The following is a 15153-nucleotide window of genomic DNA, read 5'->3' on the forward strand; positions in this document are numbered from 1 at the left end:
AGAAGCAGTGGTCTATGTTCACAAAGCTTGCAACCAAGATGTTCGGCAGTAAGAACGCCAGAGAAATCAAGAGGATGCGCAAAGTAGTCACGCGTATCAATGAACTTGAGGAACAGTTTGGCGCATTGTCTGACACCGAGTTGCAAGGCAAGACTGCTGAGTTCCGGCGCAGACTTGATGAAGGTGAAGCGCTGGACAGCCTGCTGCCTGAAGTGTTTGCCACAGTGCGGGAGGCCAGCCGCCGGGTGATGGGCATGCGCCACTACGATGTCCAGCTCATCGGGGGCATGACCCTGCATGAAGGTCGAATAGCCGAAATGAAGACCGGTGAAGGGAAAACTCTGGTGGCTACCGCCGCGGTCTACCTGAATGCGCTTCCCGGTAAAGGCGTGCACGTGGTAACCGTGAACGATTACCTGGCTCGCCGTGACGCCGAATGGATGGGCAAACTTTACCGTTTCCTCGGCATGCAGGTGGGAGTAGTGGCGTCGGGCCAGCCGCCGGAAGAAAAGCGTGCCGCCTATCAGGCCGATATCACCTATGGCACCAATAACGAATTCGGTTTCGACTATCTGCGCGACAACATGGCCTTCAGCATTGAGGACAAGGTTCAGCGCGGTCTTAACTTTGCCATTGTCGATGAAGTCGATTCCATCCTGATCGACGAGGCCCGTACCCCGCTCATTATTTCCGGTGCCGCTGAGGATTCTTCCAAACTGTATCAGGCCGTCAATGCTCTGGTGCCGAGTCTTGAGAAAGGCGAGGTGAGCGAGGAAGGTGAATCCTCCGGTGACTTCACCATTGATGAGAAATCCCGTCAGGTTGAACTGACCGAATCCGGTCATGAGAAGGTTGAAGATCTGCTGCTTGGTCAGGGCCTGCTGAAGGAGGGTGAAAGCCTGTATTCGGCCGCCAACCTGAGCTTGCTGCACCATGTGCACTCGGCGCTCCGAGCCCATCACCTGTTCCAGAAAGACGTGGATTACATTGTCCAGGGCGGTCAGGTGGTGATCGTAGATGAACACACTGGCCGGACCATGCCCGGACGCCGGTGGAGCGAAGGTCTGCATCAGGCGATTGAAGCAAAAGAAGGGCTCAAGATTCAGGCCGAAAGCCAGACGCTGGCGTCGACGACCTTCCAGAACTATTTCCGTCTCTATGACAAGCTGGCCGGTATGACCGGTACCGCCGATACCGAAGCTTTCGAATTCCGCCAGATCTACGGTCTGGACGTGGTGGTTATTCCGCCGAACAAGCCTATTCAGCGGATTGATTACAACGACCTGGTGTACCTGACCCAGGAAGAGAAATTCCACGCTATCATCGACGAAATCAAGGATGTGACCGCAGAGGGGCGGCCCATTCTGGTGGGCACCGCGTCCATCGAAGCCTCCGAACTTCTGTCCATGCTGCTGAAGAAGGCGCGCATTGACCACAAGATCCTGAACGCCAAACAGCACGAATCGGAAGCCTTGATTATTGCCCAGGCAGGGCGCCCGGGTGCGGTTACCATCGCCACCAATATGGCGGGTCGGGGTACCGATATTGTCCTCGGTGGCAACTGGGAGTACGAAGTTGCGGCCCTGGATAATCCCTCGGAAGAGGAAGTGGCTCGCATGAAGGCGGAGTGGACTGAGCGCCACAACCAGGTACTGGACGCCGGTGGCCTGCACATCATCGGTACCGAGCGTCACGAGTCCCGCCGGATTGATAACCAGCTCCGGGGTCGTGCCGGTCGTCAGGGGGATCCGGGCTCTTCCCGATTCTTCCTCTCGCTGGAGGACAACCTGATGCGGATCTTTGCGCCGGAGCGCGTGAAGAATCTGATGCAGGCCATGGGCATGAAGAAAGGTGAAGCCATCGAGCACCGGATGGTCACCAATGCCATTGAAAAGTCGCAGCGCAAGGTCGAAGGCCGCAACTTCGATATGCGTAAAACGCTGCTTGAATACGACGATGTCGCCAACGATCAGCGTACGGTCATTTACGAGCAGCGCAACGAGGTGATGGCGTCCAACGACATTTCCGAGATGATCGATACCATTCGCGAAGACGTGGTGGATTCGGTGGTCAGTGAGTTTATTCCGCCGCAAAGCATGCCCGAACAGTGGGATGTGCAGGGGCTGGAGGCTCAGTTGCAGTCCGAGATGGCGATTGAGCTGCCCATCCAGCAGTGGCTGAAGGACGACAATAAACTGTATGAAGACAATCTTCGCCAGAAGATTCTCGACGCCATTGTGGCTGAGTACAAGGCCAAGGAAGAAGTGGCCGGTTCCGAAGCCATGCGCAAGTTTGAGAAGCAGGTGTTCCTGCAGGTGCTGGATACCCTGTGGAAGGAGCATTTGTCCAACATGGATCACCTGCGCCGGGGTATCCATCTGCGTGGCTACGCTCAGAAGAACCCGAAGCAGGAATACAAGCGCGAGGCGTTTAACCTGTTCGAAACCATGCTCGATACCATGAAGCGTGACGTTACCCGGGTTTTGTGCCATGTGCGGGTTCAGAGCCAGGAGGAAATGGCGGAAATCGAACGTCGACGCAAGGAAGAGCTGGAGCGGGAAATGGCGCGCGCCAAACTCCGCCACGAGCAGGCCAGTGCCGCCCAGGCAGAAGGTGAGGGTGACAGTGGCCAGCAGGGCCAGCAGGCAACCCCGGAGACCTTTGTCCGCCAGGAGCGCAAGGTCGGCCGTAACGAGCCCTGCCCCTGCGGGTCTGGCAAAAAGTACAAGCAATGCTGCGGAAAGGTGAGCTGATCAGCCACCGAGTACCCGGAAACCAGAACCCGCAATTCGCCAGTGCGCTGGCGCTTGCGGGTTCTGTCGTTTGAAGATCAGGAAAAATCAAGGAGACAGGCATGGCGGTAGGTCCCGGAACCTTACCCGATTTCTTCCCGGTGGCGGGAATCAAGCTGGGCATTGCCAGTGCCGGGATCAAGAAGCCCGGCAGAAAAGACATAGTGGTGTTTGAGCTGGCGCCGGAAACCCGGGTAGCGGGCATTTTTACCCGCAACCAGTTCTGTGCGGCCCCAGTGGTCCTCAGCCGCCGCCATCTGTCCCAAGATGCTCCTCGCTATCTGCTGATCAATACCGGCAATGCCAACGCCGGTACCGGCGAACGGGGCCTGGCGGACGCCACGGCCTGCTGCGAGGCGCTGGCGAAAGAGGTGGGCATTTCTGCCAGCCAGGTACTGCCATTCTCTACCGGGGTGATTGGTGAGCCACTGCCGGTTGCCAAGATCGTCAGTGCGCTGCCAGAGGCCCTGGCCGACACCCGGGAAGACCGCTGGGCAGAGGCGGCATCGGGAATCATGACCACCGATACCCGCCCTAAGGGCGCGTCGCGGCAGGTGGATCTGGATGGCCACCGGGTGACCATTTCCGGAATCAGCAAGGGCGCGGGTATGATTCGCCCCAACATGGCCACCATGCTCGGCTTTATCGCCACCGATGCCCGTCTGGCGCCGGAGGTTTTGCAAACGCTGGCTTCTGAGCTCGGCGAGAAGTCGTTTAACCGCATTACCATTGATGGCGACACCTCCACCAATGATGCCTGCATGCTGATGGCCAGCGGCCAGTATGGCGGGCCTGAAATTACCGCCGACAGCCCGCTGTTGCCGGTATTGCGGGCGGCCCTTCAGGAGGTGTACCTGGAGCTGGCCCACGCCATTGTCCGGGATGGCGAGGGCGCCACCAAATTTGTGACCATCGATGTCAGTGGCGCAGCCGACCAGCAAGAAGCGCTGGATGTGGCCTACACCGTGGCGCACTCCCCACTGGTGAAAACAGCCCTGTTCGCATCAGACCCGAACTGGGGACGTATCCTGGCGGCCGTTGGCCGTGCCGGTGTGGAGAATCTGGATCTGAACGCCCTGGAAATCTACCTGGGCGATGTCTGCCTGGTGCGCAACGGTGGCCGTGCCGACGACTACTCCGAGGCTCGGGGCCAGGCGGTGATGGATCAGGAAGAGATCACCATTGCCATTGATCTGAAGCGGGGCAATGTCCGGGAAACAGTCTGGACCTGTGATTTTTCCCATGATTACGTGACCATCAATGCCGAATATCGTACCTGAGACCGCCGACGGCATTTCGGCTAGCCATAAGACCGTTCATGTGGCAGTGGGCGTGATCATTCGGGATGGCCGTGTCCTGATTGCAAGGCGCCCGGATACAGCCCATCAGGGCGGTTTGCTGGAGTTCCCGGGCGGCAAGGTCGAGCCCGGAGAAACCGTCCAACAGGCTCTGTGTCGGGAGATCGCCGAGGAGACCGGGCTGGTGCTGTCTGAAGACAGTCTGGAGCCGCTGATTGGCATACGCCATGACTACGGCGACAAATGTGTGTTTCTTGATGTCTGGTCGAGCCACTCGGCTCAGGGCGAGCCGGAGGGCAAAGAAGGTCAGCCGGTCAGATGGTTGGCTCCGGATGCGCTCAAGGACGAAGAGTTTCCCGCCGCCAACCGGCCCATCATCAGGGCGCTGCGATTGCCCCACCGACTTCCGATTACCGGAACGATTGAGGATGTGCCGGCAGGCCTGGCCAGACTCGGCGCCGCTCTCGACCGGGGGCAGCCGGATTCACTGGTGGTGTTACGCGCTCCGACACTCTCCGGGGCGGCGTACCTGGAGCTGGCAGCAGCGGCTCTGGGCGTGTGCCGGGAAAGGGGCGTCGGGTTGATTCTGCATGGGGCGGCAGACCTGTGTCGGACAGTGTCAGAAGCCCAAGGCGTTCATCTGCCCTGGCGCGAGGCGCAGAGGCATTCAGAGCGACCTGTCAGCGACGATTGCTGGCTGGGTGTGTCTTGCCATAGTGCTGAGCAATTGCGCCACGCAGAGCGCCTGGGGGCGGATTACGTGGTCCTGGGTAATGTGCTGGAGACGCCCAGCCATCCGGGCCAGTGTGGAATTGGGTGGGCTGCTTTCCAGGCGTTGGCAGCGACGGCAAAGGTGCCGGTATACGGTATCGGAGGTCTCGGACCTGAGCACCAGTTCCGGGCCCGCGCGCTTGGTGGCCAGGGCGTGGCTGGTATCGGTTTCTGGTGGTAGCCGTGTGTGGCCCGGGGCGATTACGGATTCCAACCTGGCCCGGGTCATGCCAAAGTAACCTCTTCAACAGATCAATCGGAGTTTTCTGTGACAAAACTGACCCATCTGGATGACAAGGGTGAAGCCCGAATGGTGGATGTCACCGACAAAGCGGTGACGGAACGTGAGGCCAGAGCCGAAGCCTGTGTCCGGATGGCTCCGGAAACCCTGAGAATGATCCTGGAAGGTGAGCACCCCAAGGGGGATGTGCTGGCGACGGCCAGAATAGCAGGCATCATGGCTGCGAAACGAACCCACGACCTGATTCCCCTGTGCCATGCGCTTAACCTGACCTCCGTGAAAGTCGAACTGAAGGCTGGCAATGATGGCGCCTCCGTGGCGATCGAGACCCGGTGCAAACTGGCCGGTCAGACCGGTGTTGAAATGGAAGCGCTGACGGCCGCGAGTGTGGCCGCTCTGACCATTTACGACATGTGCAAGGCGGTCGACAAAGGCATGGTGATCGATAATCTGCGCCTGCTGGAAAAGAAAGGCGGCCGCTCCGGCCACTGGCAGGCCCGGGAGCAATGATCTGAAGCCTGGCGGCGACCGTAACCTTTCGGGTACCGCATAAACCGGAGGGGAACCGTGTCGACACTACGCCAGGCAAGCAGCCGCATGATAGAATGCCCGCCCAATTTGTCCGAACCACGAGGAAACACAGTGGCTGTTCGTTACATTGAAACCTGCCGTTTGCCCACCCCCTTTGGTGTGTTTGATATGCACGGCTTTGAGGAGCCGGACACCGGGAAGGAGCATGTGGCGCTGACGTTGGGGGACATTGATAGCGCAGAACCACTGCTGGCGCGAACCCACTCCGAATGTTTAACTGGCGACGCCCTGTACAGCATGCGTTGTGACTGTGGTTACCAGCTGGAAGAAGCCTTGCGCAGTATCGCCCGGGAGGGTCGGGGTATTCTGATGTACTTGCGGCAGGAAGGCCGTGGTATCGGGTTGCTGAACAAGATCCGGGCTTATCGTCTGCAGGATCAGGGCGCCGACACCGTGGAAGCGAATGAGCGCCTGGGCTTTGGTGCAGATCTCCGGGATTACAGCATGTGCAAGGACATGCTTGAACACCTGGGCATCAAAAGCCTGCGCTTGATGACCAACAACCCGCGCAAGGTGAAGGCGCTGGAATCTTACGGCATCAACATTGCCGAGCGCGTGCCTTTGCATGTGGGCCGCAACCCGCACAACGAGCACTACCTGAACACCAAGCAGAGCAAGCTGGGGCACTGGCTGGAAACCCACCAGGACGACGACCCGGTCTGATGGATCTCTGGCGGATCAGTGCTGATCCGCCTTCCTTCCCGAGTTATTTAGCAGCCACCACTGTCGGGTATCCGAGCTGCTCCATTCGACGGGCAATGCTGCGACGAATACCGTCTGCATCCAGCCCACAGTCCCGCAGTAATTCCTTGTGCTGACCGTGCTCAACGAACGCATCCGGTAGCCCCAGTTGTAACACCGGCATGGAAACCTGGCGGGCATTCAGGAATTCCGTCACCGCGCTGCCGGCGCCACCGGCAACAACGTTTTCTTCCAGTGTGACCAGCAAGTCGTGGGTTTCCGCCAGTTCCAGTACCAAAGCCTCATCCAGAGGCTTGACGAAGCGCATGTCGGCGACCGTGGCGCCCAGGGCTTCCGCAGCCTCCAGCCCCGGCGCCAGCAGGGTGCCGAAGTTGAGAATGGCGATACCGCTACCGTCGCGCACGCGCCGGCCCTTGCCGATGGGCAGCGGGGTGAGTTGCTGCTGGATTTCGGCACCGGGCCCGGTACCCCGGGGGTAGCGAACGGCGGCCGGGCCGCAGTATTCAAGGCCGGTGTGAAGCAGCTGCCGGGTCTCGTTTTCGTCCGACGGAGTCATCACCAGCATGTTGGGAATGCAGCGCAGATAGCTGATGTCGAAGGCGCCGGCATGGGTGGGGCCGTCTTCGCCGACCAGACCCGCACGATCAATGGCAAACAGGACATCCAGATTCTGGATGGCGACATCATGCACCAGCTGGTCATAGGCCCGCTGCAGGAAGGTTGAGTAAATGGCCACGACCGGCTTGGCGCCATCGCAGGCCAGGCCAGCCGCCAGGGTGACCGCGTGCTGCTCGGCAATGGCGACATCAAAATAGCGGTCCGGGAAGCGCTCTGAAAATGCCAGCAGATCCGAGCCTTCACACATGGCGGGGGTAATTCCGGCTACCCGGCTGTCCTGCTCGGCGGCATCGCACAGCCACTGCCCGAAGACGTTGGCGTATTTCGGGCTGGCCGGTTTCGGCTTCACCGGTTCCGGCTTGCTGGCGGGCACCGGTTCGATCTTGTTGATGGCATGGTAGCCAATCGGGTCCGCTTCGGCAGGCGCAAAGCCTTTGCCTTTGGTGGTGACCACGTGCAGGAACTGCGGGCCTTCCAGTTCCCGGATGTTCTCCAGAGTTTCCACCAGCAGGGGCAGGTCGTGACCGTCGATGGGGCCAATATAGTTGAAACCCAGCTCCTCAAACAGCGTGCCGGGCGCAATCATGCCCTTGAAATGTTCTTCGGTTTTCTTTGCCAGGGCCATCAGGTGAGGTGTGCCTTTAAGCACCTTCTTGCTGCTGTCGCGCACCTGATTGTAGGTGCGGCTGGAGAGCAGTTTGGCGAAATAGTTGGAAAGCCCGCCGACGTTGCGTGAAATCGACATGTCGTTGTCGTTCAGCACCACCAGCATGTCGGCATGAAGGTGGCCGGCATGGTTCAGGGCTTCAAAAGCCATGCCCGCGGTCATGGCGCCATCCCCGATAACGGCAATACTCTTGCGGCCGGTGTTCTGCATCCGGGCGGCGATCGCCATACCCAATGCCGCGCTGATGGATGTGCTCGAATGGCCTACGCCGAAGGTGTCGTATTCACTCTCTGCCCGCTTCGGGAAGCCGGCCAGGCCGCCTTTACGGCGAATGCTGCCCATTTGTTCCTTGCGACCGGTCAGGATCTTGTGGGGATAGGCCTGGTGGCCCACGTCCCATACCAGCCGGTCTTCGGGGGTATTGAACACGTAGTGCAGGGCCACCGTCAGCTCAAGCACACCAAGGCCTGCGCCGAAATGACCTCCAGTCTGGCCAACTGACCACAGCAAGAACGCTCGCAATTCCCTGGCCAGCCGGGGCAAGTCCTCTGCTGGCAGCTCACGCAGCTGGGATGGCACGTCTATCCGGTCGAGCAGTGGCGTATTGGGCCGCTGCGGCGGGATTTCCCTGAAAATGTATGTGTCCTGCATCAGCTCGGGTCTTTATCGGAATGTGGGTTCTATGGCTGGCATTATAAGGGAACAGGCGGCCCGGTTTCATACATCCCGGGCCAGTTGTTACAAAATGGTGATGCTTGGCCTTGAAATGGTTCAGTGGCTGCGTGCCACCACGTAGTCAGCCATGGCCCTCAGGGTGTCGGCTTCCGAGTCGAAGCTCTCCAGTGCGCTCAGAGCTTCATCAAGCAGTCGGGCCAGGTGCTGGCGAGCTCCCTCGATACCCAGTAATGCCGGATATGTGGGTTTTGCCCTGGCGGCATCAGAGCCCTGGCGCTTTCCGATGACCTCGGTGTCGCCCTCAATATCCAGAAGATCATCCTGTACCTGAAACGCGAGCCCCAGTGCGCTGGCGTAATCCGTCAGGTTGCTCAGCTGGCACTCGGTCACGCTTTCAGAGGTTAGTGCGCCCAGGCGAACACTGGCTTCGATCAGGGCGCCGGTTTTGTGCCGGTGCATGGTTTCCAGTTGCGCCACGCTCAGCTGTTGCCCCACGGATTCCAGATCAATGGCCTGACCGCCAACCATGCCTTGATGACCGCTGGCCCGGGCCAGCTCCGAGATCATGGTCACGCGTTGTCGATCTGACAACGCCGGCGCATCGGACAGCAACGCAAACGCCAGTGTTTGCAGTGCATCCCCGGCCAGAATGGCCGAAGCTTCGTCAAAGGCAATGTGAGCGGTCGGTCGGCCCCTGCGGAGATCGTCATCGTCCATGGCCGGTAAGTCATCGTGGACCAGGGAATAGGCGTGAATCAGTTCCAGGGCGCAGGCTGGCGCCAGGGCCGTGCTTTCGTCGCTGCCCATGGCTCGGGCGGCAGCCATGCACAGGGCCGGACGCACTCGTTTGCCGCCGCCCAGAACGCTGTAACGCATGGTTTCCTGGAGCCGTTCTGAGGTGGCGTGGCGGGCAAGGCAGCGGTCCAGCTCCCGATCAACCTGTTGGCGGCACTGGTCCAGATAGGCCTCCGCCTGGCGGATGCGATGGTCCATCACTGCTCGTCGTCTGCAGAGAAAGGCCGGGTTTCCAGTGTGCCGTCACTGTTCTGCACCAGCTGCTCGACCCGCTGTTCGGCGGATTTCAGGGCACTCTGGCACTCCCGTGTCAGCTTGACGCCGCGCTCGAAAGCCGTCAGTGATTGTTCCAGGGACAGTTCGCCCTGTTCCAGGTCACGAACCAGTTGTTCCAGTTCGTTCAGGGATTTCTCAAAGTCGGCTATGGAAGCGCTGCTGGTGTTCTCGCCGGCCATGGGGCGACCTCCGGTCGGGTGTTTCGGAAATTGCGCGGATTATAACAGAGTCGGTTTGCTATCGCTGCCAGCTGAATTGCCGTTTTTCCAGGGCCTGGGCATTGGGTCCCCAGGATTGTTCTGTCACCCTGACTTCGCCCTGTGCGTCCAGTGTGACGATGGTAGTGGCCCGTGTGCCGTAGTCACTGCCGACAATGAACGGTGACGATAGAAATCGTTCGGTCTCAATGCCTACGCCAGTATCGGGAAGCATGGCGTCGGGCGCCGGGCTGGTGTCCTGAAGCAAAGGCAGGAGTTGGTTGTGCAAGTCCTCGGTACGGTGGCTCGCAGCTTCAACCACGGTGGCAAAGGCCTTTCTCAGGCGCAGCAGTTTCGGCCAGGGTGTCTGTAAAAGATGATTGCTAAGACCAAAGCTGCCTCGGAAGAGTTGGCGCCCCGGGTGCGCGTCGCGGTTGCTGTAATACCAGCCGCCGCGTTCTGTCAGAGACACCAGGTTAAATCCGGCGTACCGATCGGGTTCGCTGTTCAGAGCAGCGCCCAATACGCTGGCGGGTTCAGCCAGGGCACGAACGGGCAGCTCGCCGCGGCTGGAGCGACCGGTTTCCGGGCTACCCTCCCGCACATTGGTGACAGCGGCAACCTGACCGTTCGCGCTGATGGCCAGCCAGGTGCCGCCAGAAGCCAGGTCTCTCCCGGCCAGCAGATGCTGACCGCTGTCGGCCTGCCACCAGTCCATGGCGGCCGTGGGACGGCGGAAGAATTCATCCCGGTTGGCAGCAACCACCAGGGGAAAGCGGGGGTTCTGGCCGATGGCAAAAGCAATTAGGCACATGGGTGAACGGAATTCCTTGGATGCGTGGGCTGAAGTTGCTGGCATTCCTGCGTATCATACCAGCCTGATCTGAGCAGGGGTGGTCTGTAACCATGAGCATGATAGGCATCATCATACTGTATCTTTTATTGGGCGCACTGGCGGGCACCATGGCCGGTCTGTTTGGCATTGGTGGCGGACTGGTGATTGTGCCCGTGCTGATCTTCAGTTTCGGGCTACAGGGCATCAGCCCGGAGATTGCCGCCCATCTTGCGGTGGGTACGTCGTTGGCCACCATTGTGTTCACCTCCATCAGTTCCATCCGCACCCACCACCAGCATGGCGCGGTGCGCTGGGATCTGTTTCGCCCCATGACCGTTGGTATTGTGGTCGGTGCCGTGCTTGGTGCCTGGACCGCGGCCATGCTGAGCGGCCCGGTGCTGGAAACCATTATCGGGGTGTTTGTCATTCTGGTGGCACTGAAGATGATCCTCGAGGTCAATCCGAAGCCGGGGCGGGACGTTCCGGGCACCACCGGGCTGGGTGCTGCCGGCGGCATCATTGGCTGGGCGTCGGCTATCTTCGGTATTGGTGGCGGCACCCTGACCGTGCCCTATTTAAGCTGGTGCAACGTCAAAATGCAGCAGGCGGTGGCGACTTCGGCGGCCTGCGGCTTCCCGATTGCAATTGCGGGCGCCCTGGCCAATATCTGGACCGGCTGGCAGGATCCCCATCTGCCCGAGCTGAGTCTTGGTTTTATCTACCTGCCGGCGTTGGTGGGTGTGGTCGCCACCAGTGTGTTCTTTGCACGCATCGGCGCCGGGCTGGCCCATCGTCTGGATGGACGCCTGCTCAAGCGCATCTTTGCCATTATGCTGGTTCTGGTTGGTTTACGGTTTCTTCTGAGCTGAGAGAGCATTCATGCTGCAACATCCACAGTTTGACCCGGTGGCGATCGCCCTTGGGCCGTTGAAAATCCACTGGTATGGCCTGACCTATCTGGTCGGGTTTGCCGCCGGCTGGTGGCTGGGCCGTCTCCGGTCCCGCAAGCCCTGGTCGCCACTGCAGGAAGAGCAGGTGGGTGATCTGCTGTTCTATATGGCCCTGGGTGTGATTCTCGGTGGCCGCTTTGGCTACGTAGTGTTCTATAACTTTGATGCCTTTATTGCGGACCCACTCTGGTTGCTCCGGGTATGGGAAGGCGGTATGTCTTTCCACGGCGGCCTGCTGGGGGTGATGCTGGCCATGTGGTGGTATGGCCGCAAAACCGGAGCCGGGTTCTGGAAAATCGCCGATTTTGTCGCGCCCTTGGTCCCGGTTGGACTGGGTGCCGGGCGAATCGGAAATTTCATCAACGGCGAACTCTGGGGAAAACCGACAGACGTAGCCTGGGGCATGGTCTTTCCGCAGGCGCCAGACAGCCTTGCCAGGCACCCATCGCAGCTATATCAGTTTGCGCTGGAAGGGGTGGCCCTGTTCGTGATTCTCTGGTGGTTCTCCTCCAGGCCCCGCCCGAAAATGGCGGTGTCCGGCCTGTTTCTGGTCTGCTACGGCATCTTCCGCTTCCTGGTGGAGTTCGTTCGTCAGCCAGATCCCCAGTTGGGTTACCTGGCCTTTGACTGGTTGACGATGGGGCAGGTGCTCTCTACACCCATGATCGCCGCCGGCGCCGCCCTGATGTTCCTTGCTTACCGGAGAAACGCCCAATGAAAGCCTACCTCGACCTGATGCAGGATGTTGTCGACAACGGATTCGACAAAGGTGATCGCACCGGCGTGGGCACCCGCTCGGTGTTCGGCCGGCAGATGCGTTTCAATCTGCAGGACGGCTTCCCGCTGGTGACGACCAAGAAGGTCCACCTGCGCAGCATCATTTATGAACTATTGTGGTTCCTCAAGGGTTCCACCGACAACACCTGGCTGACAGAACGCAAAGTCAGCATCTGGAATGAGTGGGCACTGGAAAACGGCGATCTCGGTCCGATCTACGGCAAGCAGTGGCGCAGCTGGCAATGCCACGACGGCCGCGTGATTGACCAGATCAGCGAGGTGATCGAGCAGATTCGCACCAAGCCCAACTCCCGGCGCCTGATCGTCTCCGCCTGGAATCCGGCCGAGCTGCCGGACGAGTCCATCAGTCCGCAGGATAACGTGCGGGAGGGGCGTATGGCCCTGGCGCCTTGCCACTGTCTGTTTCAGTTCTATGTCGCCGACGGCAAGTTGTCTTGCCAGCTCTATCAGCGCAGCGCCGACCTGTTCCTGGGGGTGCCCTTCAATATTGCGTCCTATGCCTTGCTGACCCATATGATTGCGCAGCAGTGTGATCTGGATGTGGGGGAGTTTGTGCACACATTTGGTGATTGTCATCTTTACCGGAATCACCTGACGGACGACATCGTATTCGAACAGCTCCGGCGTGAGCCCCGTGCGTTGCCGAAGCTGGTCATCAAACGTAAACCGGAATCCATCTTTGGCTACGAGCTGGAAGATTTCGAGTTCGAAGGTTACGACCCGTCCCCCGTGATCAAAGCCCCTATAGCAATTTGAGCAAGGAACCCGTTATGCGCAAGGCCCTCATCGTAGCTATGGCCCGAAACCGGGTGATCGGCCGGAATAACAAGCTGCCCTGGTATCTGCCCGGTGATCTGCGCTACTTCAAGCAGGCCACCATGGGCAAGCCCATTATCATGGGTAGAAAGACCTGGGACTCCATCGGCCGGCCTTTGCCCGGGCGGATGAACGTGGTGATTTCCAGAAATCCGGAATGGCAGGCGCCAGCCGGAACCGTTGCCGCAGCGTCGCTGAACGAAGCGTTGGTGAAAGCCGAAGCCCAGGCGAACTTGGAAGGTGGTGATGAAGTGATGATTATTGGCGGAGGTCAGATCTATGCCGAAGCGCTGCCAATGGTTGACCGGATATACATCACCCAGGTGCACGCAGAGGTGGACGGAGATGCCTTCTTTCCGGAAGTGAACTGGGACGAGTGGGAAGAGATCGGGCGCGAAGATTTTTCTGCGTCTGACAACAATCCTTACGACTACAGCTTTGTCGTCTACCAGCGTAGCCGGTCAGAATGACCGGCTAGCCAATCAGGCCTCAGCGCGGCGCGCGCTTGGGGCCTTTTCCTGCAGGTTTGCCGCCCTTGCCGGCGGGCTTGCCACCTTTCGGCCCGCTCTTGCGGAAGCCGGGTTTGCCATCCTTGCTGAACTTCTTGCCAGGGCCGCCTTTGCGGAAACCGCCTTTGCCTGGTGGCGGGCCTTTACGGTCCCGGCGGGGCGCGGCGGAAATCTCCGGCAGTGCTTCCGGCTGTTCCAGCGGCAGAGAGTCTGGCTGGGAAGCTTCCAGCAGGCAAGCCATGGCGCCGGCGATGGCGGCCATGTCCATATCGTTACGCTCGGCGATCTCATCCAGCAGGGCGATGGCCTTGGCAGCGCGAGGATCGTCGGTGAAGCCCAGCAGTTGCGCCTCAAACTGCTCTACCCGCATTTTCTGCAGGGCGGCAGGTGACGGCAACTGGTAAGGTTCCATCGGGGAGTTGGTGGCCCGCTCCAGAGTGCGCAGCCAGCTGCGCTCACGCGGAGTCACCAGCAGGATAGCCTTGCCGGTACGGCCGGCACGGCCAGTACGGCCAACCCGGTGGATGTACGCCTCGGTGTCGTAGGGCACGTCGTAGTTGATAACGTGAGTAATCCGGGGCACGTCCAGACCACGGGCGGCGACGTCGGTGGCAATGATGATGTCTTTCTTGCCACGCTTGAGGTCTTCAACGGTCTGTTCGCGTTGGCGTTGGTTCAGGTCGCCGCTCAGGGGCGCCACAGCGTGGCCGCGTGCGGACAGTTTTTCTGCCAGCATGGTGGTTTCGGCCTTGGTGCGCACGAAAATGATCGAGGCGTCAAAAGGCTCAACTTCCAGAATGCGGGTCAGCGCATCCAGCTTGCGCTCGGCGTAGACCGGCAGCACAAACTGAGCGATGCGTTCAACCGTGCGGGTTTCGCTCTCGATTCTTACTTCGGTAGCGTTTTTCAGGTAAGTCTGGGCCACTTTCTTGATCTGTGGCGGCATGGTGGCCGAGAAGAGCGCGCGCTGGCAGGTGTCCGGCGTCTTCGCCAGGATGGCTTCCACGTCATCAATGAAGCCCATGCGCAGCATTTCGTCGGCTTCGTCCAGTACCAGTGCCTTCAGGCCGTCCAGCTTCAGGGTGCCCTTGCGCAGATGGTCGAGCATGCGGCCAGGTGTGCCCACAATAACCTGGGCGCCACGCTTGAGGCCGCGAATCTGTGGTGAGAAATCCTGGCCACCGTAAATTGGCAGAACATGAAAATTGCGGAACTTGCTGGCGTAGGTGGTGAACGCTTCCGCGACCTGAATCGCCAGCTCCCGGGTAGGGGCCAGCACCAGAATCTGTGGCTCGGCCACGTTAGCATCAATCCGGCTCAGCAATGGCAGGGCGAAGGCTGCGGTCTTGCCGGTGCCTGTCTGGGCGACGCCCAACAGGTGGTTGCCGGCCAGCAGAGCAGGGATGGATTGCGCCTGGATGGGCGACGGGGTTTCATAGCCAACGGCGGAGACGGCTTCCAGTACTGCTGGATCCAGCCCCAGTTCGGCAAAAGACAATTCTGACATGAATGTACTCGGTATTCGGAGGGTATCGCACTGCAAAGGCAATGCATGATTTTGGCGCATTATAGTCTGTTTGGGGTGGTTTTTATACGACTATTGCCAGGCAATCGATAGGTAG

The 15153-nt window shown here is 59.8% G+C and carries 14 protein-coding genes; 9 read left to right on the forward strand and 5 right to left on the reverse strand.

Annotated elements, in window-relative coordinates:
- Positions 1-14: 14 nt before the first annotated feature.
- The 5 genes from secA (at position 15) to ribA (ending at position 6356) form a co-directional block, all read left to right on the forward strand.
- Positions 15-2753 carry a preprotein translocase subunit SecA gene (gene secA / locus Q675_RS30425; RefSeq protein WP_023011434.1) on the forward strand — a complete coding sequence of 913 codons (2739 nt, stop codon included), beginning with the start codon at positions 15-17 and terminating at the stop codon, positions 2751-2753.
- Between the two features lie 101 nt (positions 2754-2854).
- Complete coding sequence (argJ, locus tag Q675_RS30430) at positions 2855-4072, forward strand: bifunctional glutamate N-acetyltransferase/amino-acid acetyltransferase ArgJ (RefSeq protein WP_023011435.1); 1218 nt, start codon at positions 2855-2857, stop codon at positions 4070-4072.
- Complete coding sequence (locus Q675_RS30435; RefSeq protein WP_023011436.1) at positions 4053-5042, forward strand: Nudix family hydrolase; 990 nt, start codon at positions 4053-4055, stop codon at positions 5040-5042. The genes argJ and Q675_RS30435 overlap by 20 nt, the downstream gene beginning before the upstream one ends.
- An 87-nt stretch (positions 5043-5129) precedes the next feature.
- Complete coding sequence (gene moaC / locus Q675_RS30440) at positions 5130-5612, forward strand: cyclic pyranopterin monophosphate synthase MoaC (RefSeq protein WP_031211445.1); 483 nt, start codon at positions 5130-5132, stop codon at positions 5610-5612.
- A 132-nt stretch (positions 5613-5744) separates the two neighbouring features.
- On the forward strand, positions 5745-6356 hold the full coding sequence (ribA, locus tag Q675_RS30445; RefSeq protein WP_014420644.1) for a GTP cyclohydrolase II: 612 nt from the start codon (positions 5745-5747) through the stop codon (positions 6354-6356).
- Positions 6357-6399: 43 nt separating this feature from the next.
- On the opposite strand, the gene dxs is transcribed toward ribA, so the two are convergent.
- From dxs to Q675_RS30465, 4 genes are all read right to left on the reverse strand, one after another.
- Complete coding sequence (gene dxs, locus Q675_RS30450) at positions 6400-8331, reverse strand: 1-deoxy-D-xylulose-5-phosphate synthase (RefSeq protein WP_023011438.1); 1932 nt, start codon at positions 8329-8331, stop codon at positions 6400-6402.
- 120 nt (positions 8332-8451) lie between these two features.
- A complete protein-coding gene (ispA, locus tag Q675_RS30455) occupies positions 8452-9348 on the reverse strand; it encodes a (2E,6E)-farnesyl diphosphate synthase (RefSeq protein ID WP_023011439.1) in 897 nt (298 codons plus the stop codon).
- Positions 9348-9605: an exodeoxyribonuclease VII small subunit gene (locus Q675_RS30460; protein WP_023011440.1), complete on the reverse strand. Its 258-nt coding sequence runs from the start codon at positions 9603-9605 to the stop codon at positions 9348-9350. The genes ispA and Q675_RS30460 overlap by 1 nt, the downstream gene beginning before the upstream one ends.
- Positions 9606-9663: 58 nt before the next feature.
- Positions 9664-10437 (reverse strand): NRDE family protein, encoded by a 774-nt coding sequence (locus Q675_RS30465; protein ID WP_014420647.1) that lies wholly within the window; start codon positions 10435-10437, stop codon positions 9664-9666.
- Positions 10438-10529: 92 nt separating this feature from the next.
- Between Q675_RS30465 and Q675_RS30470 the strand changes: the two genes are divergently transcribed.
- The 4 genes from Q675_RS30470 to Q675_RS30485 are packed head-to-tail and all read left to right on the forward strand — an operon-like array spanning position 10530 to position 13492.
- The gene (locus Q675_RS30470; protein WP_023011441.1) at positions 10530-11327 is read left to right on the forward strand and encodes a sulfite exporter TauE/SafE family protein; all 798 of its coding nucleotides are present in this window, start codon (positions 10530-10532) and stop codon (positions 11325-11327) included.
- 10 nt (positions 11328-11337) lie between these two features.
- Positions 11338-12126, forward strand: a complete 789-nt coding sequence (gene lgt / locus Q675_RS30475; protein WP_023011442.1) for a prolipoprotein diacylglyceryl transferase — start codon at positions 11338-11340, stop codon at positions 12124-12126.
- A complete protein-coding gene (locus Q675_RS30480; protein WP_022991978.1) occupies positions 12123-12962 on the forward strand; it encodes a thymidylate synthase in 840 nt (279 codons plus the stop codon). The genes lgt and Q675_RS30480 overlap by 4 nt, the downstream gene beginning before the upstream one ends.
- A gap of 14 nt (positions 12963-12976) precedes the next feature.
- On the forward strand, positions 12977-13492 hold the full coding sequence (locus tag Q675_RS30485; RefSeq protein ID WP_011785890.1) for a dihydrofolate reductase: 516 nt from the start codon (positions 12977-12979) through the stop codon (positions 13490-13492).
- A 19-nt stretch (positions 13493-13511) separates the two neighbouring features.
- On the opposite strand, the gene Q675_RS30490 is transcribed toward Q675_RS30485, so the two are convergent.
- On the reverse strand, positions 13512-15038 hold the full coding sequence (locus Q675_RS30490; RefSeq protein WP_022991977.1) for a DEAD/DEAH box helicase: 1527 nt from the start codon (positions 15036-15038) through the stop codon (positions 13512-13514).
- Between the last annotated feature and the right edge of the window lie 115 nt (positions 15039-15153).

This window comes from Marinobacter sp. EN3 (assembly GCF_000475315.1).
GTDB lineage: Bacteria > Pseudomonadota > Gammaproteobacteria > Pseudomonadales > Oleiphilaceae > Marinobacter > Marinobacter nauticus.

Bases quoted from the DNA above. Each gene is read 5' to 3' on its own strand.
- secA (WP_023011434.1), top strand. From the start codon at position 15: ATGTTCACAAAGCTTGCAACCAAGATGTTCGGCAGTAAGAACGCCAGA.
- argJ (WP_023011435.1), top strand. From the start codon at position 2,855: ATGGCGGTAGGTCCCGGAACCTTACCCGATTTCTTCCCGGTGGCGGGA.
- Q675_RS30435 (WP_023011436.1), top strand. From the start codon at position 4,053: ATGCCGAATATCGTACCTGAGACCGCCGACGGCATTTCGGCTAGCCAT.
- dxs (WP_023011438.1), bottom strand. From the start codon at position 8,331: ATGCAGGACACATACATTTTCAGGGAAATCCCGCCGCAGCGGCCCAAT.
- ispA (WP_023011439.1), bottom strand. From the start codon at position 9,348: ATGGACCATCGCATCCGCCAGGCGGAGGCCTATCTGGACCAGTGCCGC.
- Q675_RS30460 (WP_023011440.1), bottom strand. From the start codon at position 9,605: ATGGCCGGCGAGAACACCAGCAGCGCTTCCATAGCCGACTTTGAGAAA.
- Q675_RS30465 (WP_014420647.1), bottom strand. From the start codon at position 10,437: ATGTGCCTAATTGCTTTTGCCATCGGCCAGAACCCCCGCTTTCCCCTG.
- Q675_RS30470 (WP_023011441.1), top strand. From the start codon at position 10,530: ATGAGCATGATAGGCATCATCATACTGTATCTTTTATTGGGCGCACTG.
- lgt (WP_023011442.1), top strand. From the start codon at position 11,338: ATGCTGCAACATCCACAGTTTGACCCGGTGGCGATCGCCCTTGGGCCG.
- Q675_RS30480 (WP_022991978.1), top strand. From the start codon at position 12,123: ATGAAAGCCTACCTCGACCTGATGCAGGATGTTGTCGACAACGGATTC.
- Q675_RS30485 (WP_011785890.1), top strand. From the start codon at position 12,977: ATGCGCAAGGCCCTCATCGTAGCTATGGCCCGAAACCGGGTGATCGGC.
- Q675_RS30490 (WP_022991977.1), bottom strand. From the start codon at position 15,038: ATGTCAGAATTGTCTTTTGCCGAACTGGGGCTGGATCCAGCAGTACTG.